The following is a 22902-nucleotide window of genomic DNA, read 5'->3' as shown; positions in this document are numbered from 1 at the left end:
TGACAGTGTTCGCCCAGAGCATGATGGCAACCGTCCACCCCGCCTACCCTGCCACCCTGTCAAAGGCGTAATCCTTGAAAACCAACCACCCGATCCCATAAGAGCACTGTACATGCCTATCGACTTCAGACCCGCTCAAGCCTCGGACGCACACGATATTGCGCGCTTCTTTCAACTGACATCGGAAGGCATGGCCGATTACATATGGAGCAAGCTTGCCGCACATGGAGAAGCATTGCTGAGTGTCGGTGCGGCTCGCTATGCCAGGGAACAGGGCGACTTTTCCTACAAGAACTGCCTGATGGCCACGTTCGAAGGGCGCGTCATCGGCATGATGCATAGCTATGCCTTGCGCGAGACCGCTGACAGGCCGGTCGAGACAGACCCGGTCCTCGCGCCGTATTCCGACATGGAAATACCCGACACCTTGTACATATCCAGCCTGGCCCTGGATGAGGCCTGGCGCAGCCAGGGGCTGGGCGTCCAGTTTCTTCACCACGCCCAGCAGCGCGCTGAGGATTCTGGCCTGGATGGGCTATGCCTGATCGATTATGCAGAAAACCACGGTGCACGCCGCTTCTACGAACGTCACGGTTTTCAGATTGTTAAAACCTGCCAGATCGTTGCGCACCCGATGCTGGGCGTCACCGGTGAAGCCTATTTGATGTATCGCCCTAACCCCAACGTGCTCGAGAAAAAACCATGAACAAGAAACTCACCGTGTTCCGCGAACTGGATATCCAACCGGTGCGCGACCTTCCATTTTTTGAAGAAGTCGTGGAAGGCACCCCTCACACGCTGACGTCCAAGTACTATCACGATGAACAGCAAGGTCGCATTTCCGGAGAATGGGAAGCCAGCACCGGAGCGTGGCGCATCGACTACAAAGTTTGGGAGTTCTGCCATGTGCTGAGTGGCTGCTGCGTCATCGAGCTTGACGGGTGCGCCCCCGTCACACTGACCGCCGGCGACACGTTCATCATCGAACCGGGCGCCAAGGGCAAATGGACCGTGCTGGAAGATATGAAAAAGAACTTCGTGATCCTCTTGCCCGCGAACTAGACGCGGGGTCGCGTTTCAACTGCATCTCATGGGCCGGCCTCTTCGTAGGGCAAGCCCGCTCCCACAGAATCACTGCCAACCTCACTGGCAGCCATGGGTCGAAAGCTGTCGGTCGAGGATCACTGCCTTCGGCCCATGACTGCCCGTAAGCTCAGAGGCGATCTTTATGGGAGCGGGCTTGCCCCGCGAACACGGGCGCAGCCCGTGCCATGCATCTGCTTTTCATGGGCCGGCCCCTTCGCGGGGCAAGCCCGCTCCCACAGAATCACTGCCAACTTCACTGGCGGCTTCGGGTCGCAAGCGGTCACCCGAACAGCTGATTTCGATTCCTGGCGGTTTTCAGCCTTTGCCCCGTTTGAAGGCACTACCCGTCAGGTAGCAATGCTCGACGCGGCATTGACTCCTTCCAAGGTCGCAAAGGAAATGTCCTTTGCAGTGAGCAGGAAATCACTCATGAAAGGCACTTCGAGCATGTCGCTGCGCACCGCCGCGTACAGCGTCGCCTGCAAGCCTTTTTCGCCCAGGCGCCTGGCAACCACATAACCCCGCGAGGTGTACTCGTGCACCGCCCAGTTTGGCAGGCAGCACACCCCCCGGCCGCTGGCCACCAGTTGCATCATCATGACGGTCATCTCTGCAGTACGTACCTGAGCCGGCTCGATATCGGCCGGGTCGAGGAAGCCGGTGAAGATGTCCAGGCGGCTGCGCTCGATCGGGTAGGTGATCAAGGTCTGGCCGGCGATATCGGCAGGTTCCACATACGGTTTTGCGCACAGGGCATGATGCTTGTCGATGGCCAGCAGGGCCTCATAGCCGAACAGCGGCACGTAGGTGATACCCGGCAAGGTCAGCGGGTCGGAAGTCACCACCAGGTCGAGGTCGCCGCGCTCAAGGGCCGGCAGCGGCGTGAACGACAAGCCCGAGGCCAGGTCCAGTTCAACCTCCGGCCAGGCACTGCGAAACGCATCCAGCGACGGCATCAGCCACTGGTAGCAGCTGTGGCACTCGATCGCGATGTGCAGGCGATCGGCCGTGCCGTTGGCCAGCTTGCTCAAGTTGCGCTCCGTGGTACGGATCAGCGGCAGCACTTGGTCGGCCAGTTGCAGCAGCTTGAGGCCCGCAGTGGTGAAGCGTACCGGTTTGGACTTGCGCACGAACACCGCCATGCCGACACGGCTTTCCAGCTCCCGGAACTGATGCGACAGCGCCGACTGGGTCAGGTGAAGGCGCTCGGCGGCTTCGGGCATGCTGTCGGTTTCGCGCAAGGCATGCAGGGTGCGCAGGTGTCTCAGATCGATCATGGGCAGCAGGCAAGTTCGGCGTGAATAATCGCTATCATCCTGACGGTCGAGGTTCGTCACTTGCGCGAGAGTTCGCTGCGAACGATCTCTGCCCCTGCACTCAAGGCACGCAGCTTGCCGCTGGCGACCCGACGCGGTAGCGGCGCCATGCCACAGTTGGTGCAAGGGTAGAGCTTGTCGGCATCGACGAATTGCAACGCCTTGCGCAGGGTGTTGGCGACTTCCTCAGGGGTTTCAATCGCGTGGTTGGCGACATCGATGGCACCGACCATCACTTTCTTGCCACGGATGAGTTCGAGCAGGTCCATCGGGACACGGGAGTTGTGGCATTCCAGCGAGATGATGTCGATGCTGGACTTCGCAAGCTTGGGGAAGGCTTGTTCATATTGCCGCCACTGCGAACCCAGGGTCTTCTTCCAGTCGGTGTTGGCCTTGATGCCATAGCCATAGCAGATATGCACCGCTGTTTCACACTTCAGGCCTTCGACCGCCCTCTCCAGGGTGGCTACACCCCAGTCATTGACCTCGTCGAAGAAGACATTGAAAGCCGGCTCATCGAACTGAATGATGTCAACCCCAGCGGCCTCCAGCTCCCGCGCCTCCTGGTTGAGGATCGTGGCGAACTCCCAGGCCAGTTTTTCACGGCTCTTGTAATGGCTGTCATACAGCGTATCGATCATGGTCATGGGGCCTGGCAGCGCCCACTTGATCGGTTGCCGGGTCTGCTGGCGCAGAAACCTGGCATCTTCGACAAACACCGGCTTTTGCCGCGCAACGGCGCCCACTACGGTCGGCACGCTCGCATCATAGCGGTCACGGATCCTGACGGTCTCGCGCTTGTCGAAGTCAACGCCGCTCAGGTGCTCGATGAAGGTGGTGACAAAGTGCTGGCGCGTCTGCTCGCCGTCACTGACGATATCGATGCCGGCGTGCTGCTGCTCTTGCAGGGCCAAGCGCAGGGCATCCTGTTTGCCTTCGGCCAATGCCTCGTCTTGCAACTGCCAGGGTGACCAGAGCGTCTCGGGTTGAGCGAGCCAGGAAGGTTTCGGCAAGCTGCCGGCAGTGGAAGTGGGTAGCAGTTTTTTCATGGTGTATGACCTTGTATGCCGGGTAATTCAAGCCGCGTAATGAGCGGACCACTGCGCGAGCACATCGTGGTAAGGCTTGATGAAGTGCTCCTCGACAAAGCGCCCCTGTTCGATGGCCAGCCGGCTACGCTCCTCGCGGTCATAGACGATGCGCGTCAATGAGTAATCCTGATGCTGCAAGCTGGGCTGGTAAGACTTGCCTGCAGCAGAATTCGCGTTGTAGATCTCGGGCCGATAGATCTTCTGAAACGTATCCATGGTGCTGATGGTGCTGATCAGTTCCAGCGCCGTGTAGTCGCCGAGCAGATCACCGGAGAAATAAAACGCCAAGGGCGCAACACTGTTCGGCGGCATGAAGTAACGCACCTTCAGGCCCATTTTTTCGAAATACTCATCCGTCAGCGAGTCTTCATCTTGCTGATATTCAACGCCCAGTACCGGGTGCTGGTTTTCAGTTCGACGATACGTTCGACTGCTCGAAACGCTCAGGCAGATAACCGGTGGCTTGGCAAAATGTTCTTTATACGCCGTTGAGTTGACGAAGCATTTGAACAACTTACCGTGCAGTTCACCAAAGTGCTCAGGCGTGCTGAAGGCTGCCTGGTCTTTATTGTGCTGCAGCAGTAATACACTGAAGTCGTAATCGCGCACATAAGAAGAGAAATTGTTGCCGACCATGCCCGTGATGCGCTGACCGGTGGTGCGATCGACAATGTTCGTTTTCAGCATTTCAATCAAGGGTAGCGCATGATCGCGGCGCTCATCGCCCATGTTCATTGCGACAGAAACTATTTCAAGCTCGACCCTGTAACGGTCCCCGGCAGGATTGTCCCAGTGCGCCAGGGTGTTGAAACGGTTGTCGATCATCTTCAACGTGTTACGCAAATTCTGCTGACGGCTCGCGCCTCTGGCCAGGTTGGCGAAGTTCGTAGTGATACGCGTTGTTTCCGCAGGACGATAGTTTTCGTCAAAACGGATGCTCTTGATGAAAAACTTGAAATGTGTGGGCGTCATGATCGACCGTCTCACTCAAATATTTAATTAATCTCTTATGGGTGCGCATTCTAGGTTGAGGGGCTGTTCGCGTGGAACTGAATTGATTTCACAGAACCTTTAGCCACGCTCATGACAGGCGCTGCAGCTACCGTTGAAGTGCAGGCTGTGGTCTATGCTGAACCTTCTCTGGTGAAGGAGTTACCCCATGTCAAAGCTTTATCCCAGTATTGATCCCGAGGGCCTGGTCGAGTACTCGGTGGTGTACACCGACCGTTCGCTCAATCACATGTCGCAGGCCTTTCAAGGCGTGATGAAAAACATTTCCAGGACCCTGAAACAGGTCTACAACGCCCAGGCCGTTGCGGTAGTCCCGGGCAGCGGTACCTTCGGCATGGAGGCGGTAGCGCGACAGTTTGCCAACGGCCAGCAATGCCTGGTGATACGCAACGGCTGGTTCAGTTATCGCTGGAGCCAGATCCTTGAGATGGGCAACATCCCCGCGGCCACCACGGTGCTGAAAGCCCGGCCGATCGACACGGGGCGCCAGGCGGCCTACGCCCCGCCCCCTCTGGACGAAGTGCTGGCGGCCATTCAGACGCACAAGCCGCAGGTAGTCTTCGCCCCCCACGTCGAAACCTCCTCCGGGATGATCCTGCCCGACGATTACCTGCGGGCCGTTGGCGACGCCGTGCATGCGGTTGGCGGCCTGTTCGTGCTGGACTGCATCGCCTCCGGCACGCTGTGGGTCGATATGCAAAATTGCGCAGTCGACCTGCTGATCAGCGCCCCCCAGAAAGGCTGGAGCGCCTCCCCTTGCTGCGCCCTGGTGATACTCAGCGCCTTGGCCCTCGAGCGCATCGCGCAGACCCAGAGCAGCAGCTTTGCCTGCGACCTGAAAAAGTGGCTGCAGATCATGCAGGCCTACGAACAGGGCGGCCATGCCTACCATGCGACCATGCCCAGCGATTCACTGGCGCGCTTCAACGACGTCATGAACGAGATGCAAGCCTACGGTTTCGACAAGCTGCGCCACGAACAACAGGCGCTGGGCGATCAGGTGCGCGCCATGCTGGCTGGCAAGGGCATCAAGAGCGTAGCCGCGGCCGGCTTTCAGGCCCCAGGCGTGGTGGTGAGCTACACCGATGATGCCGACATCAAGACCGGCAGGAAATTTGCCGAGCACGGCCTGCAGATAGCCGCCGGCGTGCCGCTGCAATGTGACGAGCCAGCCGATTTCCAGACCTTCCGCATCGGTCTGTTCGGGCTTGAAAAACTGCACAACATCGAGCGCACGGTGAGCATCCTTGAGCAGGCACTGGACGAGGTGCTGGTGAACTGAGCCCGTGCCAGCAGCGGGCCGTGAAACTGGGAGGCAGCGGCAATCCTGATCATTTCCTGCGCCTATATCGGCGGCGCCTGTGAGAGGTGCCTGCCGTGCCCACCGAGATGCATCGCACTGGCCCAAAACAGATGTGAAGCGGGCTAGTCCCGCGAACACCGGTGCAGCCGGTGCCATCCACCGTGTGAGATTCTTCTCGGGCATGTGTCACGAAAGGGCGACATAGCGCCTTGGCTATCGCACTCGGATAATGCGAATTCGCGCACATCGCACTCCGCTTCGCAGGCCTGATCGCGGGCATCCCGTCATGCTGAAAGCAACGCCACAAGAGCCAAACTCGTAGGTTCGCAACTGACATTTTTGCCAGTTGCCTCCCCTTTTATCCAGATGAACACTCAATCATCCCTGTTTTCAACATCGGCTCAGCAGCGTGATCAAGCCCCCTGTTGGGGCCCCATACCTGAGAGGTTGAAATGAGCGCCAACAAAATCAACAGCGAAATGGATGTGTTCAGGTATTTCGATGCAGGCGACCCCGTCACTGTCAACGGCTGTGCCCGCTACTGGGGAAATTACAACGATGAGTACGTCAGCTTCACGCCAACGCCCAAATATGAAGATTTCGAGAATTTACGCTGGAGCGATATCAAAAGCTTCGAATCCCTTGAAAAAACAAAGCAAGAAATAGCGAACGAATTTTCCAAGTTTTTCAAGAGAGGCTGGCGGCTGGTGAAGGCCAGCTACCACGATAAACTTCATACCATCCCTCACCCACTCCTGCTCGAACGAAGGGGTTCTAAAACCCATGCCGATTATCAGGTCGGCAAGGTTTCAAAGGGTGAAAGCCCAAGCACGGTAACGCTCCTCCGCGATGAGGACACCGAAGCTTTGAAAATCGCAATTGCCAACCCCAGGATTTTAAAGAAGATCTCCAAGAGTTTTTTCCCATACCATGAGTTGAGCTACGTCTTCTTTTTCCTCCGCGACAACACCCCAGCGCCTGACTTCGTGGACATGGAAGCCACCCGATACCAGGCATTCGTGCATGCAATCGCACCTGATTATGTACTTGAACCACCCAGTATCGCACCTGATTATGTGCTTAAACTACCCAGTGATACCCCTGCGCTTACGGTCGAACCGTTGGCCGAACTGCCCTGCATGACAGGCTTCGAGCACAGTGAATTGGGCACAGGCGATTGCGTTTGGGCAAGCCCCTGCCATGTGCTGGCAGACCGGGACCTGCAACCGCACGAAAGCGTTCACGTCTGGGCCGTCGACCCCATCGACGGGCGCGTGCTGAAAACCGTCTCGCTGAAAGCGACCGAGGCCAACAAGGCCCGCGCGGCCTGGCCGGCTGCGTTGGTCAAGGCGATCCAGGCCGACCGCACGCTGGTCGAGGGCTCCGTGCTGCTCCAGGCCGGGCATCTCTCGGACGACGCCGAATTTACCGAAAACACCGATGCCCCCACCTCGCAAACCTTCACGGGTTACAACAACATCAAGAAACGCCAGGTCGATCGTTTGTGGGCATTTGATTCGCATTGCAAGCTGCTCAGCAACCTTCCGTTCAAGGCCAATCAGGTCAGTGCACTCCGGCTTCCAGATACAGCGCCGCCTCTGGGAGAACGGGTTTGCATACAAGTACGCCACAGGACCAGCCAGCACCTGTACGCATCTCATTTTTGGGAGCCCGAAGCTAACAGCACCCGCAGCAGCTGGAGCAAACCGCTGTGCGAATTCCTCAACAAGCACAGTGCGATGCTAAGGGCCGGCAAACTCCAGGACGATGGCATCAGCATCACGCCCGCGGAGCAGGGTAATCAGCTCTGGATACCGCAACTGTCCGACCTTTCTGTGCAACTTGAATCCGTCAACTGGCTTGAGCACGCATCATTCACCGTGAGCGCGGACCTGGCCTTGGAAACCAAGGTGATGATTGCGGTGCACGATGATGTAACGGGCGCACCGCTGCCGGGATCGCCGTTCACGTTCTGCCCAAGTGTTGCAACTAAAGCGCAGGACCAGTGGCCGAGCGCGTTGGCCAGCCAGTTGGCTGGCAGCCCCTTGGCCCCCTACATCAAACTGGAACAGGCAAGCAGCAGCGGCACGGCCCCTGCTTCGACATGGCGTTGCCTACGCGCAGCGGTGCCACTTCGCATCTGGATGAGCGAGCCCTTGGCATCACCTGCCTGGTCAAGCCGCTCCGGCAAGGAGATCGATGACGTGCTTGAGGCCTGTCTTGACGACGACGGTAGCCAGTTGCTCATTGAGAGCCGCGACACGCGCACGGGATACCTCTGCCACACTTCATCCATTACGTTATCGGCGATGGAGTCTTCACTCGATCAGGCAGCAAAGCGGGCCAAGCTGGCGAAAACGCTTGAAGAGCACTTGAAACAAAACGGGGTTGTTTGGCTTGGAGTCAGCATCGAATCCAATGTTTCCGGCACCTCTCTGAACCATTGGAAATTGTGCGAAGCGACTACTCTTCACTTACAAACAACACTGAGAAAAATAACTCCCGAACCCATAGCGACTGACAATCATGACACTCCCCTCTTGCCATTCTACATCGATAAACTCATTACAAATGGACCAATCCAGGAATATAACAATCACATCCTCAATATCAATAAAATCGAATTTAAACCATACGAATACATAGACCCCGTAGATTATTTATACTTAAAAATTTTTCAGGAAGGAAGTAAATCCATTGATTACCTCAAAAAAACAACCCTAAAAAATCCGATGCTAATCAATATGGTCATTCCAGAAGACCCAGAAAAATTCGACGCAAGCAAATTAATTAAGTCGTACAGCATTAGAGAACATTTACACCTAAGAAGAAAATCATCTAAGTTCATCGGCCCCATCCCTCAGAAAACTTCTGACGCCTGCCTATATATTATTAAAGGGTACACGGACCTCTTTGGCCGCACATTCCACCTCAACACAAAATCCCAGATCATTAAACTTATTAAGCGGGCTTTTTATAACAGAACACTCATCAAAAAGACCCTCTCAGATGTAGCAACAACCCAAAGCCACTTCGCAACTATCGAGATCTGCACCTCCTCACCACGGGAGCAACTCTGCATTGCACTCGATACTCAATCCATCGATAAAGGCTTTTCTCTAGTCTCATGTAGCCAAGATGACGGCGAACTCACACTCGATTTAAACTACCCTTTCAAACCAGATGAAGACAGCGCTACAGCAGGCATCTTGATCGGCATCGTATCGCCAGGTTCTCTTTGGAAGAAAATCCAAAGCTGCACCGCAAAGAAAGAAGTGTCTGAAATGCCTGCGCAGGACACACTGTGTGCCGATATGGCCAATACCGCAGGGTCCGAGCTCTTTGCCTCCAGCGGCTCGCAGCCCCATGGCGTCTCGCCCCAGACAGGCCTGTTCCACTTCCATCACACAATTGCAACGCTGTCCAGCCTCTCCGGCAACACGCCTGCGATCCCACTGGTGTTCAACTACTCGCCGTTACGTGCCAACGAAAGCGCCCTCGGCGATGGCTTTGCGTTCTCCGGTTTTTCTTCTTACGACAATCGAAACCGGCGCCTGATACTGAGCAACGGCACCGTACATGAGCTCAGCATTGATGACGTCAAGCAACTGATCAATGGCGAGCCGATAGTACGCCTTGGCTATACCCTCAAAGCAGCCAAAGGAACTACCGTCGAGTTGAGCGCTGGAGGTGACAAGCGACAGGTCTATCACCTGAGTGATCTCACAATCGAACTCCTCAACGGCCACGAGGAAGTACTGGGCCTCCCCGAGACTCATGACAATTTGGAAAGTGGCGGGGCCTATAAAGACCGCCTTAAAAGCAAGATCAATGAGATCATTGAGCAAATCGATAAAGCACTGGAAGACCTGAAAACCCCATCAAAAGATGCACCGCCGATATGGAGCATTCTCGGTGCTTTGTTTGCCGGAGGCATAGGTCTTGGGGCTGGTTCAAAAATTGATGACTACGAGAAAACCCAATGTATTCATCTCTCTTCCGTTATTGCGCCGTTTATCAGCACCACATGGGGCATCGATTCGCTAGGTAAGGACCGGGGAAAACTCAAACAGGTCATCGCGAATAGAATAGAGCTGAACAAACTGAAAACGGAAATGGAGTTGGCACTCGCCGATGTCGAGCGCAATGCCTTGATCCTGGTGCCCCTGCAACTCAAGGCCGACAGTCGAGCGCTGCAACTGGCCTGGCAAGGCGTGAAGGGCCATGTCCGCCTGAATAGCATAAAGGACGGCGTCAACGTTCTGCTCAAGGCCGAACACTCCGCCGAGCCGATGCTGAAGGGCAGCCAACAGAGCGTTTTCACCCTTTGGCCAGAGACGGATGAGCGGTGCTGTATCACCCTGGACATCAAGGACTGCCTGCTCAGGCGTTTGACTCGTTCCAGCGGCTCCCAGCCCGACAAGCCCGACCAGCGCCTGCACTTCCAGTACGCGGCGACGCCAGTGCTCGACAATGTATTGTGCGGCGTTACCGAGGACGATGGTTCACGGGAAGTGGTCGACTACGACTGGCAGAGGCGCTTTTCATTACCTCGCGTCGTTCTGCAAACCTTGGTCCCCGGTGGCCAACAACCGAATATCCACCACGCCTGGGCCTGGGACTTGGACTGGGACTGGGGCCGGGGCGCGCGAATCACCGCAGCCACCCGCTACGCACACGCGCCAGTCGGCAGCGACCTGGAACAGATCCCATCCACCTGCTGGGAGTGGTCTCACAGCGCTGACGGTGCCACGCAACTTGCGCGCCTGATCGAGAAGGTCCCCGGCGAGCAGCAGCGCATCACGCGCCATGTTTATCAAACCGACAACGCCGTGCCCGAGCCGCTGCGCCAGCCGCGGCAAACAGAGCAGCACATCACCGTCGAAGATCTCCGCGTCGCCGCCACTGCCGAGGAACAGCAGCCATGACCAGCACGGATCAGACCACCTCCAGCCCGTCGCCCACCCTTCCAGCGACGTCGCTCACGGAAACCACGCTTACCCGCTACCGCCCAGGCGGCCTGGAACCTATGGAGTTCATCACTGACGACGGCTTGCACACACGGCTCTGGTACTACGAAACCGACGCCCATCCACTGGATATCAGCAAGCTGGTGGCAGGGCTGACACTGGCCAAGGTCACCACCGGTACCAACGCCACGCAGGGCAGCACCGGCCGGAAACTGGCCGATGCCACCCAGCTCAGCTGCACCCAGCGCCCGGAGGCTGGTAAAGGCCTGCTGCCACTGTGCGCGCAATACCAGTACCTGCTGCTGCCCGACGGTACCCGCCAGGCCCCGGTACTGACCCTGTTCGGCTACGCCCTGAACCAGCGCGACGAGCACGGCACCCTGCTGCCCAACACCGTGCTGACCTTCGAAGGCTTCGAAGCCTTTGCCGACAGCGACACCCTGGCCTTGAAGGACGTGACGCTGGCCAAGCCGACTGCGCTGTCCGTCTCCCTGGTGCAGGCCAACTACCAGCTCCAGGCCAGCGCGGTCCGCAGCAGCGAACGCATCGCCACCCAGTGGTACCAGGACGACAACGCTCGCAGCACCCAGACCGTGACCGAGGTGGTGACTATCGGCAAACAAGCCGCCACTTACGAACGGCTGCGCACCACACCCTACTCGACGGCAACAGCCATCCTGCAACGCCAGATCGTGTCGGCGCGCACCGGCCGCCTGCTGCGTGAAACCCAGCAAGACAACGAGGGCAAAGCCATAGCGTTCACCTGCCATCGGTACGATAGCCTGGGCCGGGGCGTGGGCAGTGACACCTATGCGTTCGAAGAAAGTGCCTTTACCACGGGCGTGGTGACTACGCTAAGCCCCACCCACTCGGAGTCCATCCACTACGCGCAAGACGGCAAGGGCAGGCTGGTCAGGAGTTGCGACGCCCTGGGGCGTCACCAGCAGTGCTATTACGATGGCCAGCAACGCATCGTGCGCCGTGAGCTGCAACGCGTGCCAGGGCCTGACCACAGTGCCGCCAACTATTGCACAGTGGAAGAAACATCGTGGGACAGCGATAGGCAAATGGCCGACCAAGTGATGTTCGACTACTTGCCGGGTGGGCTGCGCATCGACAACGTCAAAGTACTGCCTCAGCAGAGCAAGGCCTGGTTCTGGCAGGCCCACGGGCATGACCCGGTGGTGACCGACAAAAATCAGAATGTGTCGTTGACCACCCGCTCCACCCTGGGGCTGATCTCGCAAGGCGCACTGACCACCCAACAATCCACCCAGCGCAACCTGCCGGACGGATCGGTCACCCTGACTCACGAAACCTGGAAAGGCCTCGAGAAACCTGCCGCCGGCGCTGCCATCACGACCACCCAGACCCTCAACCAGAAAGGCCAGCGCACCCAGGTGCGCGAGGATATCCCCGGCTATGCGAAGCAAGCCAGAACCTGGGATATCAGCTACGACGGCCTGGGGCGCCCAGAGAAACTGACCCAGCCGGACAAATCGATCATTGCCTGGGCCTATGAAGGCTTGAACCACGCCCCGACTCGCATGAGTGTGAAAAAGTCGGCGAACGCGCCGGAACGGGTACTGGCCAGCCGCACGTTCAATGAGGGCGTCGTGTCGACGCTGGTCAGGGGCAGCGATACCAGCCAAACGCTGCGAACCCGACCAGACGGTTACGTGAAGCCAGATGGCACAAGCCTTTACCATGCACGCAACGACGATGGCAGCCTGTCCTGGTATGCCCAAAAAAGCAGCAGCACAGCGAGCAGGACACCTTTGGTAACCTTCAAGCTGAGCCCCGTCACACAGGCCTTGCAGGCCAAACGCCCGGTGCACGGCGATCATCAAAGCCTGGTCACCAGCGAAACCTTGCAGCCGCTGCTGCTGGGTACCTGGCGCTTCAACCGGACGGTGCACGACCAACAGCAGCGCGATGAGGGTTCGGCCTCCCTGCGCGGTGTCTTGACCGGCACATTTAACAGCAACGGCCTGCCCCTGCAGGCCTGGGAGAATGCCCAAGGCTACCGCAGCCGGTTACGCCGCGGATCACTCGAATACCATTACACCTACACCGCACTGGGCCAGTTGGCCTGCCTCACGGTGCAGGACATGCGCAGCGGCCAGCACTTGCAGGTGCTGCACGACTACGATGCCTTCGGCCGCGAAACCACGCTCAGCTATTCACTGAATGGCCAGGAAAAGGTGCGCTACGAGCAAACCTGGTCACCGGCCAGCCAGCTGCTAAGCAAGACGCTGTACCGTGACGGCACGCGGGCAAGAACCGAGACATTCGTCTATTACACCAGCGTGACCGGTACCAGCGATGAATTGCAGCAATGGACGGTGGACGCAGTGGCGGGCGAGGAGGTCAAGGATGACGAAGGGCATGCCATCAAGAAAGAGACTTACCAATACGACGAGCTGGGCAGCATGACCCAATGCTCGACCACGCGGAGCAACAACGACACGCTGGTACGCAACTATGCCTACGACGATGCGATGCATCCGACTCGGCGCACCGCGATGACCTGCACCTCGACCCTTGCCGGCAAGGCCACTACCCGCACGGTCACCCTGACGTACGACGCCAACGGCAACCTCGCGACCAACGAGCGGGAACAGTCCCTGGCCTACACCGAGAGCGGCCGCCTGAGGTCAGTGACTGCCAAGGGTGGCACGACGCCGCTGACCTATTACGAGTATGACGAACATGACCGGCTGATCGCCCAGTGTGATGTCGTCAACAACCAGCGCCGCATCCTCAACTATGGTGCCAATGGCCTGAGTGGGGAAACCTGGCTGGATGCTGCAGGCAAGGTGCTCAAGCGCCTGACGCTGGATGACCAGGCAGGCCTTGCGGTTGCCTTGGGCGATCAATGGCTGTTCGTGCTCGGCGACCCGCAGACCGGCGGGGGTGACGAATACCAGTTCAAGGATGGCGCTTGGGTTCGCAACTCGGTCACGTTCACGCCCTGGGGCGTAACCGATCTGGCCACCCTCAACCGTCAATCGGTGGGTGTCGGTTACAACCGCCAGCGGGTGGATCGGGTGACGGGGGGGTACCATCTGGGCGACGGCTACCGCTTCTACGACGCCCAGCACAAAGTGTTCTGCCAGCCCGACGACTGGAGCCCCCTGGGTGCGGCCGGCCCGAATGACCGTGCCTACTGCCCGAAAGCCGATCCGGTCAACTTCGAGGACCCCAGTGGCCACATCATGCTCAGCCGCCAGGCCCAGGCAGATAGCCTGGCAAGGCTCGATACCATTCTTGCGGCGCTGACGCCCAGCACGGAGACGGCGCCGCCCCAGGCTGCCAGCTTCGGGGAGTGGCTGTTGTTCGCTGGCCTGACGATTTTTGGCGCACTGATGATCATAGGTTCGGCGGGCACCCTCAGTGCACCGGTGATCGCCGGCCTGATGATCGTCTATACAGCGGGTGCCGCCGTCACGGCGACGGGGATGGCATTGAGGCAGTCGAACCCGGAGTTGTCGCGGACATTGGAACCTGTGGGGCACGTGATGATGGCACTGGCCAGTGCGCCGGCGTTAGGCTCGCAGATGGCCGGGGTGGCGAAGGCAGTGATGTATGGATCGACGCTGGCGTATGCAGGTTTGACCATCGCGCAGGTGTCGGTGCAACAGAGCAACCCTGAACTGGCAGAGAAACTGGGGTGGGCGGCGATGGCTGCTGGCCTGCTAGGCTTGGCTCATAGCGGAGCCAGATTTTTGGGAGGCGTGCTTGGGAAATTGGGCTCAAACACGTTGACCGCCTTACGCTCCCTGCGCCTTTCAATACATTCCAATAGCATGAGTAGAACATTGGGGCGCTCGCGTAGCTGGATGTACACGCCAGGGGTTGTGGCTCGCCCCAGCCTTAACCAAAGACTAGGAGCATCCCTAATGAAAAAACTGGGAATGCGCATGCCGCAAAGAGTCAACGGCAAGATTGGCTATCCTGCGGGGGGAACTGGAACCCCCCTACCCGGTGGCTCCAGCCAAGTTCCCCCTGCTGCGCCTCCACCAGCGAACGATTCATCTTTGCTCTCCAGTGCATTTGCTACCGCCATAAAATCACTCATGCCCGGTACTCAAAAGCCGCCGGTGGGGGTGATCCCAAACCGTTCTGCGCTTGCCGAACAGCTGAGTAATGCCGAAAGCAACAAACCTTTCAGCCAGGCAGTCAATATGGTGAACTCAAACCTGGCTTCCAACGGAGCTGCCGATATTTCGGCAGCGAAGCTAGGACAATACGTACAATTAACGCAGGACGTAGATGCCGGAAAAATCAGTAACACTACCGCATTCTTTACGTCGGCCAGTGGATGGGTACGCGATAAGACTTCGTCGAAGTCTGACCGGATGGTGGGCGCGTTGTTCAACTTTGGAGGTGCCATGGTCGCAGGTGCACATGATGATATTGACTTGAAGAAAGGACTCAGTTTCAGAAGCACTTCGAACTAGTGTTCATAGCTTTTCTTGTTCTGGCGCCTGTACCGGCCTCATCGCGGGTCTATCCGCGAAAGAACCGGCACAGGTTCATCCAGCACCAGCACCTTTGACCCCATCGCTAGCGCCCCGGCAATTGCGATGCGCTGGCGCTGCCCATCCGATAGCTCCAGCGGACGGCGGTCGAGCTCCCCAACGGGTAACGGCGTTGCTGGAGCGCGCTTGCCCGCGAACACCGGCGCAGCCGGTTGCTGCGCACGTCCCTGCATGTGCAGGCCGAGGTTCGCGATCAGCGCACCTTCAGCAGGTGATCCAGAGACAGCCTACCCGCCCCCCGCGCGATCAACAGCAGCAGCAACCCTGCCCAGGTCAGGTGGGTGGGCCACGCATCGGGGTAGACGAACACCTCGATCACCGTGGTCATGCCCAGCAGTGCCAGCGCCGACAGGCGGGTCATCAGGCCCAGCACCAGCAGCAGCGAGAACAGGTGCTCGGCGTAGGTGGCCAGGTGTGCCGCCAGCCAAGGGGAAATCAGCGGCAAGGCATACTCGGTGCGAAACAGCTCGTAAGTGCTCGGCGTGATGGTCAGCAAGCCTTCGACCTTGGTGCGCCCGGAAAGGAAGAACACCGAGGCAATGCCGAACCGCGCAACCAGGCACAGTACGCTGTCGCTCAGGTGCTGTTGCAGGGACTCGGCAAGCCGGTTCCAGGCGTGCCGCAGGTTGCTGGCCAAAGGCGTGGGGTGGACGTGGTCCATGGTGGTTTCCTCAGGGAAAGGTCAGCGGGCAGAAGACCTGTGCACTGATCAGGCGGCCGAGCAGGTCGCTGAAGTCCAGGTCCGGTTGGGTGTGTTGGGCAAACGATGAGGCCTGTTCAAGGGTCTGCCCGGCTGCGCAGGCTTGCAGGAACGCACAACCGCCCTGCTCCAACGGCTGGTGGCTGACGCCCTCGGGGCTGCCGACGAACAGCACGCCTTCGCCGTCCCAGGGCTGATCGTCTGCCCACTCCAGCTGCTCGCGGCCGCAGCGCCACAGGCAGTAGGCCGGGTGCTCCGCGCACCAGTGCCAGCGGGCATTGTCACGGGGGTACAAGACGCTACGCGCAAGGTCGCCGGCCGTCATGCCGGCCAGCTCGGCAAGGTCGAGGCAAGGTGCATCGACTGCGCTGAAGGCCTCGTTCCAGCAGGTATCCAGCCGCGCAACCGCGGCCAGGTACGGCACCCCGTGTTGTGCCTGCGCCTGTTCGAGAAAGTCGGCGAAGCCTGCGCCGTAATGGATCAGCCGGGGATCGCCGGGCGGCATTTGCCCTGCGTAGGCCGCCGCCACAGCCTCCATCCATTCGCGCCCGACCAGGGTCAGGACGCTGGGGAAGTTGGCACACAATGCCTCCACGCAACCGGCCATGACCGTGTTGCGGTACACCGCGAAAGCCGGCTGCCTGGTGAGCGCCGCCAGGCCCGGTGCCGGGCGCCCCTGCAAGGCTGCAACGAAGGCGTCCTGAAACTCGCTCAAGGTCAGGTTCATGGCTGCACTCCCGGGCCACTCAGGGCCGACTGGGCCATGGCGCGTTCGCCCAACAGCTCGGTGAAAGGCGGAACATTGCCATCACGCTCGACCAGTGTCGGGCGCGGGCCGATCCGCGTGACCAGGCGCCGGTAAAGCGCCCAGACCGGCTCGGCGATGCGCGCATCATGGGAGTCGATCAACAAACTGCCTTGCGCATCATGGCTGTAACCCGCCAGGTGCACTTCGCTGATGGCCTGCGCCGGAAAACGGTCCAGGTAGTCACTGGCACTGAAGCCCAGGTTGTGGGCACTGACGTACACGTTGTTGACGTCCAGCAACAAGCCGCAGCCGGTACGCCGGGCCAGCTCGGCAAGGAAATCGATCTCATCCCAGTCGTGCCCGTCCAGCTGCAGGTAGTGGCTGGGGTTCTCGATCGAGATTCGCCGCCCCAATGCCTCCTGGCTGCGCTGGATGTTGCGGGTGATGCGGACCAGGGCCTCGCTGTTGCGCGGGAATGGCAACAGGTCGGGGTGATAGGCACCGCGCCAGGTCGACCAGGCCAGGTGCTCGGACACCAGCACCGGCCGGGCCTGGTCGATCAGCGTGCGCAAACGCTGCAGGTGCAGCGGGTCGGGGTCGGCATCGGCCGCCAGCGACAGCGCCACCCCGTGCAGCGACAGCGGATGGCGCTCAGCGATACGCATCAACCAGGCAAGGCGCGGGCCGCCGACCATGTAGTTCTCCGGGTGGACCTCGTACCAGAGCCCCTCGGCGCGGCACGCGAGCGCCTGGGCATAGTGCTCGGCCTTGAGCCCGATGCCGGCGCCCAACGGTAGATTGCCGTTCATGGTCGGCCTCCCCTGCTCAGGACTTGATCGGTGTCAGCGAGCCCATGCCGGCCGGGGTCTTGATCGAGGTGCAGGTGCCGGCCGGGACGTTTTTCCAGTGCATGCCGTCGTAATCCTTCTTCGCAGAACCGGCACAGGTGGTACCGGCACCGGCCTTGCAATCGTTCTTGCCGGCCATGGCGACGCCGTAGCATTTTTCCATGGCGGCGCCGCTGCCGGCTGGCTGGGTCGGGGTGGCGGCCAGGGCGGCGCTTGCCAGCGAAGCGAGGGCCAGGGCGGCGGTGGCGAGGGCTAAGGTTTTCATGTGGAAGTCTCCTGGGTCTGTGGCCGTGGCATTTTTACCGGCGGCTCATGGAGTAGTTCGCGGCGTGCGCGGATCGGGTTACAGCCCTGGAAAAAATTTTCGCTCAACCGGCTGCGGCGACCTAACGTTTCAATCCAGGGGGCGCATGCGTGGGTGCCATGCGTCGCCAACGGTCGGCTCACAGTAAATGCACCCAGGGTGTAACCCAGGCGGCCCATGCAGCGAACTAACTCACAGGCAGTACTCGAGGCGCGCGAGGCCCAGCTGCAAACTTTGCTGCTGGGTGGGCTCGCGGGCGATGCGCAGGCCTACCGGGCATTTCTTGCGGCCCTGGCGCTGCATATCCGGGCGTTTCTGCGCCGGCGCCTGGCCAATCGCCCGGCCGAGATCGAGGACCTGCTGCAGGAGGTGCTGCTGGCGGTGCACAACGCGCGGCATACTTACCAGGCACAACAGCCGTTGACCGCCTGGGTGCAGGCAATCGCCCGCTACAAGCTGGTCGACTACCTGCGCAACCGGGCCCGCATCGATGCGCACAACGCGCCACTGGATGACGATACCGAACTGTTCGCCAGCAGCGATGCCGAGCCGGCCGAAGCCAGCCGGGACCTGGCCAGGCTGCTGGAGCAACTGCCGGCGCGTCAGCGCCTGCCGATCGTCCACGTCAAGCTGCAGGGGCTGTCGGTGGAAGAAACCGCACAACTGACCGGGCTTTCCAGCTCTGCGGTCAAAGTGGGCATACATCGCGGCCTGAAGGCACTGGCCAGGTTGATTGGAGGCAAGCATGAAGACCGATGAGCTGATCAGCCTGCTGGCCGCAGGCGAAGGCCCGGTACAGCACAACGCAACCGGCAGGCGCCTGGGGCTGGCCATGCTGCTGGGCATGCTGGCGGCCGTGCTGATGACCGTGGCCCTTTACGGTGTGCGCAGCGACCTTGCCGAGGTGGCGCGCACCCCGCTGTTCTGGGCCAAGGTGGCCTTGCCCAGCAGCCTGGCGGTGCTCGGGCTGTGGCTGACCAGCCGGCTGGCAAGGCCCGGCGTGCGCGGTGGCATGGCCTGGGGGCTGCTTGGCCTGCCCCTGATGCTGCTGTGGCTGGGCGCGGCGCTCAGCCTTGCCGGCGCCCCCCTCGAGGCGCGCGCCGACCTGCTGTTCGGCCGCACCTGGCGCACCTGTGCGCTGAACATTACCTTGCTGTCGCTGCCAGGGCTGGTGAGTGTGTTCTGGGCCTTGCGCGGCCTGGCACCGACCCGCTTGCGCCAGGCTGGCGCAGCAGGCGGCCTGCTGGCCGGGTCTACGGCGACCTTGGCCTACTGCCTGCACTGCCCCGAGATGGGCGTGCCGTTCTGGGGCCTGTGGTACGTCCTCGGCATGCTGCTGCCAACCGCACTCGGCGCGTGGCTGGGGCCACGGCTGCTGCGCTGGTGAGCCTGCCCGCAAGCATCGCTCAGTCGCGCCGCAACCAGCTGATGAACTGGGCAAACAGCTCCGATTGCGAGTTGATTTCCAGCTTCAGGTAGAGGTTCTTGCGGTGCATCCGCACTGTCTCTGGCGAAATGCCCAGCTCGTGGGCCGTGGATTTCACCGAATGCCCCTGAAGCACCATCTGCGCCACTTGCCGCTCGCGCTCGGTCAGCACCCCGCAACCGAAACTGTCGAACGCAGCCTGCACGCTCCCTTTCGCTTCCGGCTGCTGCGCCAGCCCATGCCGGGCAAAGCGCATCAGCAGCTCGCGTACCATCGGTTCCACTGCCTGCAACAGGTGCAGCTGCGCCACGCCCAGGCGTGCACCGCTGCAGCCCTGGAACAGGCTCAGGGAGATCTTGCTGTCGTTGCCCAGGTCGACGATGAAGTAGCTGTCCTCGCTGCAGCCGGTGCCCAGGTAATAGGTCTTGTAGTAGTCGCTGTCGAAGAAATTATCCGGGGCGATGTCTTCCAGGTGGTAGAAGCCTTGGGCCAGGCCCTTCTCCACCGCCAGGCAGAACGGGTCAAGCAGGTAACCCGCGGCGAAATAGCGCTCCAGCACCGCCTCGTGGTAACGGTGCGGAATGCCCTGCTGATACAACAGCTGCGGTGGCTGGCCCTTGCGCTCAAGGCTGATCAGCATCGATTCGGCGGCCACCAGCTGGCTGATGGCTGCCGCCAGCCAGCTCAGCGCGTCCGGGCCCTCGCTGTGGGCGAAGGCCTGTTGCAGGGCGTTGTGCCATTGCTGCAGGGCATGAAACGGCAGGTTTATTGTGGTGTTTTCGTGTGCTCGGCTCATGCCCCGCAGTCTACCGGCCGGGGCATGCGCGTGCATCTTTGGCTGCAGGTCGATCATTGGCCGTGATACAGGCCCTGTTCGGTCAGTTCCTGCGCCGCCTCGATTATGCAGCTGCGCAGGGTAGCGACGATCTCGTCCACCTGGGCATGGGTGATGATCAGCGGTGGCGACATCACGTTCAGGTGCATGATCGGGCGCACCAGCAACCCCTTGGCCTGGGCCCGCACGTGGATGCGCTCGCCGATGTTCACCGCGTCCGGGAACAGGGCCTTGGTCTGCTTGTTGGCGACGAATTCGACACAGGCCATCAGCTTCATGCAGCGCACCTGGCCTACCAATGGCAGCTCGGCCAGGGTCTGCAGGCGCTGCTCCAGGTAGCTGCCGACATCGTTGACGTGGGCCAGCAGGTTTTCCCGCTCGATGATCTCGATGTTCTTCAGCGCCGCCACGCAGCACACCGGGTGCCCGCTGTAGGTGAAGCCGTGGGTGAAGCAGCGGCCCTTGCCCGGCTCGGCGATGACCTTCCAGATGCGCTCGGAGAAGATGCACGCGCCCAGTGGCAGGTAGGCCGAGGTCAGGCCCTTGGCGGTGGTGATGATGTCCGGGGTGACGCCGAACAGTGCTTCGGAGGCGAAGAAGGTGCCCAGGCGGCCGAACGAAGTGACCACCTCATCGGCGACGAAGAGGATGTCGTAGGTCTGGCACACCTGCCACATGCGCTGGAAATAGCCCTTGGGCGGGATGATCACCCCGCCCGAACCCATGATCGGCTCGGCGAAGAAGGCCGCGACGTTGTCCGCACCCAGGGAGAGGATCTTGTCCTCGAACTCGGCCACCAGAAAGTCGAGGAACTCGGCCTCGTCCATGTCGTCTGCCGCGCGGTAGAAGTTGGGGTTGGAGACGTGGTGGATCAGCTCGTGGGCGTAGTCGAATTCCGGCACCCGGTCGGCGGCCTTGTTGCCGATCGACATGGTCAGGCAGGTGGAGCCGTGGTAGGCGTTGTAGCGGGCGATCACGTGTTTCTTGTGCGGCTTGCCACGGCAGTTCTGGTAGTACTGGATCAGCCGGTAGGCGGTGTCCACCGCCGTGGAGCCGCCGGTGGTGAGGAATACGTGATCGAGGTCGCCCGGCGCCAGGCTGGCAAGCTTCTGGCACAGTTCGATGGCTTTCGGGTTGGCCATGTCCGAGAACGGGTTGGAATAGGCCAGCTGGCGCACCTGGTCGGCGATGGCCAGCGCCATTTCCTCGCGGCCCAGGCCGATGTTGGTGCACCACATGCCGCCAACGGCGTCGAGGAAGCGGTTGCCCTGGGTATCGTGGATGTAGGCGCCGTCACCGGCCTGGATGTTCAGCGCTCCCTGCTCGGCGTGCTCGTCGAACATGTGGTAGCCGTGCATGTAGTGGGCTTTGTCGGCTTTCACCAGCAGGTCGTTGATCGGGGTGGCGGCCAATGGGCGAGTCGGGGTAGCCATAAGCAATTCCTTGTCGGATCGGTACGGTGAAAGGTGTCAGATGCCGGTCTTGACCGTGCTCCAGACCCGGGTGATGGCGCGCATGGCCTGCGGGTCCTGGGACTTCTGGGTGAACAGCCGCTCGCGGGTCTGCGGGTCGGGGTAGATCGCTGGGTCGTTGCGGATGTCGGCCTGCACCAGCGGCGTGGCGGCCGCGTTGCTGTTGGCGTAGTGGATGTAGTTGGTCACATCGGCCATGGTCTTGGGTTGCAGCAGGTATTCGATGAAACGGTGGGCGTTGGCCACGTGGGGGGCATCGTTGGGCAGGTAGAGGCTGTCGAACCAGATCAGTGAGCCTTCCTTGGGAATGAAGAACGCCAGGTTGATGTCCTTCTTCGCCTCCACCGCGCGGGCCTGGGCCGTGGCGTAGTCGCCGGACCAGGTCAGGGCCATGCACACGTCCCCGTTGGGCAGGCTGGTGAGGTAGTTCACCGAATCGAACTTCTTGATGTAGGGGTGGATGCCCATGAGCACGTCCTGGGCAGCCTTCAGGTCTGCCGGCTTGGCACTCTGCGGGTCTTTGCCAAGGTACTTGAGGGCCAGCGGGATCACTTCGCTGGGCGCGTCCATCACGGTCACCCCGCAGTCGGCGAAGCGCGAGACGACTTTCGGGTCGAACAGCATGGCCAGCGAGCCGATGGGGGCGTCGGGCATGCGCTGCCTGATCTTGTCGACGTTGTAGGTGATGCCGGAGCTGCCCCAGGTATACGGCGCCGAGTAGCGCATGCCGGGGTCGAAGGCCTGCAGGCTCTGCACCACCTGCGGGTCGAGGTTGGCCCAGCTGGGCAGCCGGGCCTTGTCCAGCGGCTGGAACACCCCGGCCTTGATCAGCGGTGGCACCAGGGAGCCATTGAGCATCACCAGGTCGTAGCCGGAGCGGCCGGTGAGGAGTTTGGTCTGGACCGTCTCGTAGCCGTCGAAGGTGTCGTAGATCACCTTGATGCCGGTTTGCCTTTCAAAATCGGCGAGGGTGTTTTCGCCGATGTAGTCGGTCCAGTTGTACAACCTGAGCGTGTTGCTGGTGTCTGCCTCGTTGGCCAGGGCGGCCGTGGCGCTGCAGCACAGCAACAGACTGGAAATCACCTTCAATGCCTTGCGCATAGCAACTCCATCGTGTGATCAGGATCGGCTCGGGTGAGCGGATGGAGCCACTATCCGGGGGATTAGCCCAGGGGGCCATAACCCGAATGGGTGGGGTCGCGCATTAATAGACTGAACTTATATATGCATACGTTAAATCGATTTTAT

General features: G+C 60.4%; 18 protein-coding genes. 7 read left to right on the top strand and 11 right to left on the bottom strand.

Annotation, left to right across the window (positions count from 1 at the left end):
- The first annotated feature begins 112 nt into the window (after positions 1-112).
- Together ACIPZ5_RS21090 and ACIPZ5_RS21085 are read left to right on the top strand one after the other, a co-directional pair.
- On the top strand, positions 113-706 hold the full coding sequence (locus ACIPZ5_RS21090) for a GNAT family N-acetyltransferase (RefSeq protein WP_400810419.1): 594 nt from the start codon (positions 113-115) through the stop codon (positions 704-706).
- Positions 703-1062, top strand: coding sequence for a cupin domain-containing protein (locus ACIPZ5_RS21085; RefSeq protein WP_261943910.1), 360 nt, complete (start codon positions 703-705; stop codon positions 1060-1062). Before ACIPZ5_RS21090 ends, ACIPZ5_RS21085 begins: the two co-directional genes overlap by 4 nt.
- A gap of 371 nt (positions 1063-1433) precedes the next feature.
- On the opposite strand, the gene ACIPZ5_RS21080 is transcribed toward ACIPZ5_RS21085, so the two are convergent.
- From ACIPZ5_RS21080 to ACIPZ5_RS21070, 3 genes are read right to left on the bottom strand one after another with little or no spacing between them, the layout of a single operon-like run.
- A complete protein-coding gene (locus ACIPZ5_RS21080) occupies positions 1434-2363 on the bottom strand; it encodes a LysR substrate-binding domain-containing protein (protein ID WP_400810416.1) in 930 nt (309 codons plus the stop codon).
- 56 nt (positions 2364-2419) lie between these two features.
- Positions 2420-3451, bottom strand: coding sequence for a methionine synthase (locus ACIPZ5_RS21075; protein ID WP_400810414.1), 1032 nt, complete (start codon positions 3449-3451; stop codon positions 2420-2422).
- Between the two features lie 27 nt (positions 3452-3478).
- Complete coding sequence (locus ACIPZ5_RS21070; RefSeq protein ID WP_261943907.1) at positions 3479-4465, bottom strand: DUF1852 domain-containing protein; 987 nt, start codon at positions 4463-4465, stop codon at positions 3479-3481.
- A gap of 187 nt (positions 4466-4652) precedes the next feature.
- Between ACIPZ5_RS21070 and ACIPZ5_RS21065 the strand changes: the two genes are divergently transcribed.
- From ACIPZ5_RS21065 to ACIPZ5_RS21055, 3 genes are all read left to right on the top strand, one after another.
- Positions 4653-5786, top strand: coding sequence for an aminotransferase class V-fold PLP-dependent enzyme (locus tag ACIPZ5_RS21065; protein WP_400810412.1), 1134 nt, complete (start codon positions 4653-4655; stop codon positions 5784-5786).
- A gap of 473 nt (positions 5787-6259) precedes the next feature.
- Positions 6260-10735 (top strand): hypothetical protein, encoded by a 4476-nt coding sequence (locus tag ACIPZ5_RS21060; protein WP_400810410.1) that lies wholly within the window; start codon positions 6260-6262, stop codon positions 10733-10735.
- Complete coding sequence (locus ACIPZ5_RS21055; protein WP_400810408.1) at positions 10732-15240, top strand: RHS repeat-associated core domain-containing protein; 4509 nt, start codon at positions 10732-10734, stop codon at positions 15238-15240. The genes ACIPZ5_RS21060 and ACIPZ5_RS21055 overlap by 4 nt, the downstream gene beginning before the upstream one ends.
- Positions 15241-15278: 38 nt before the next feature.
- Here the strand turns inward: ACIPZ5_RS21055 and ACIPZ5_RS21050 are convergent, their stop codons facing one another.
- From ACIPZ5_RS21050 to ACIPZ5_RS21030, 5 genes are read right to left on the bottom strand one after another with little or no spacing between them, the layout of a single operon-like run.
- Positions 15279-15494, bottom strand: coding sequence for an ATP-binding cassette domain-containing protein (locus tag ACIPZ5_RS21050; RefSeq protein ID WP_400810406.1), 216 nt, complete (start codon positions 15492-15494; stop codon positions 15279-15281).
- A 20-nt stretch (positions 15495-15514) separates the two neighbouring features.
- Positions 15515-15982 carry a DoxX family protein gene (locus tag ACIPZ5_RS21045; protein WP_261943905.1) on the bottom strand — a complete coding sequence of 156 codons (468 nt, stop codon included), beginning with the start codon at positions 15980-15982 and terminating at the stop codon, positions 15515-15517.
- Between the two features lie 10 nt (positions 15983-15992).
- A complete protein-coding gene (locus ACIPZ5_RS21040) occupies positions 15993-16748 on the bottom strand; it encodes a putative DNA-binding domain-containing protein (protein WP_400810404.1) in 756 nt (251 codons plus the stop codon).
- The gene (locus ACIPZ5_RS21035) at positions 16745-17578 is read right to left on the bottom strand and encodes a DUF692 domain-containing protein (RefSeq protein ID WP_400810402.1); all 834 of its coding nucleotides are present in this window, start codon (positions 17576-17578) and stop codon (positions 16745-16747) included. Before ACIPZ5_RS21035 ends, ACIPZ5_RS21040 begins: the two co-directional genes overlap by 4 nt.
- Positions 17579-17594: 16 nt before the next feature.
- Positions 17595-17882 carry a DUF2282 domain-containing protein gene (locus tag ACIPZ5_RS21030; RefSeq protein WP_261943902.1) on the bottom strand — a complete coding sequence of 96 codons (288 nt, stop codon included), beginning with the start codon at positions 17880-17882 and terminating at the stop codon, positions 17595-17597.
- A 216-nt stretch (positions 17883-18098) separates the two neighbouring features.
- Here ACIPZ5_RS21030 and ACIPZ5_RS21025 point away from each other — a divergent pair, with 216 nt between their 5' ends.
- Both ACIPZ5_RS21025 and ACIPZ5_RS21020 read left to right on the top strand, forming a co-directional pair.
- A complete protein-coding gene (locus ACIPZ5_RS21025) occupies positions 18099-18680 on the top strand; it encodes a sigma-70 family RNA polymerase sigma factor (RefSeq protein WP_313713034.1) in 582 nt (193 codons plus the stop codon).
- The gene (locus ACIPZ5_RS21020) at positions 18667-19308 is read left to right on the top strand and encodes a DUF1109 domain-containing protein (RefSeq protein ID WP_400810400.1); all 642 of its coding nucleotides are present in this window, start codon (positions 18667-18669) and stop codon (positions 19306-19308) included. The genes ACIPZ5_RS21025 and ACIPZ5_RS21020 overlap by 14 nt, the downstream gene beginning before the upstream one ends.
- Positions 19309-19327: 19 nt before the next feature.
- On the opposite strand, the gene ACIPZ5_RS21015 is transcribed toward ACIPZ5_RS21020, so the two are convergent.
- Genes ACIPZ5_RS21015 through ACIPZ5_RS21005 form a run of 3 tightly spaced genes read right to left on the bottom strand, consistent with a single transcriptional unit; the run spans position 19328 to position 22755 of the window.
- Positions 19328-20143, bottom strand: a complete 816-nt coding sequence (locus ACIPZ5_RS21015) for a LuxR C-terminal-related transcriptional regulator (protein ID WP_400810398.1) — start codon at positions 20141-20143, stop codon at positions 19328-19330.
- A gap of 53 nt (positions 20144-20196) precedes the next feature.
- Positions 20197-21615: an aminotransferase gene (locus ACIPZ5_RS21010; RefSeq protein WP_400810397.1), complete on the bottom strand. Its 1419-nt coding sequence runs from the start codon at positions 21613-21615 to the stop codon at positions 20197-20199.
- 36 nt (positions 21616-21651) lie between these two features.
- Complete coding sequence (locus ACIPZ5_RS21005; protein WP_400810396.1) at positions 21652-22755, bottom strand: polyamine ABC transporter substrate-binding protein; 1104 nt, start codon at positions 22753-22755, stop codon at positions 21652-21654.
- Between the last annotated feature and the right edge of the window lie 147 nt (positions 22756-22902).

The sequence above is a fragment of the Pseudomonas sp. NPDC089428 genome (genome assembly GCF_044749325.1).
In the GTDB taxonomy this organism is placed as follows: domain Bacteria; phylum Pseudomonadota; class Gammaproteobacteria; order Pseudomonadales; family Pseudomonadaceae; genus Aquipseudomonas.
Note: the sequence above shows the minus strand (reverse complement) of the source record. Positions and strands in the feature narration are given on the sequence as shown.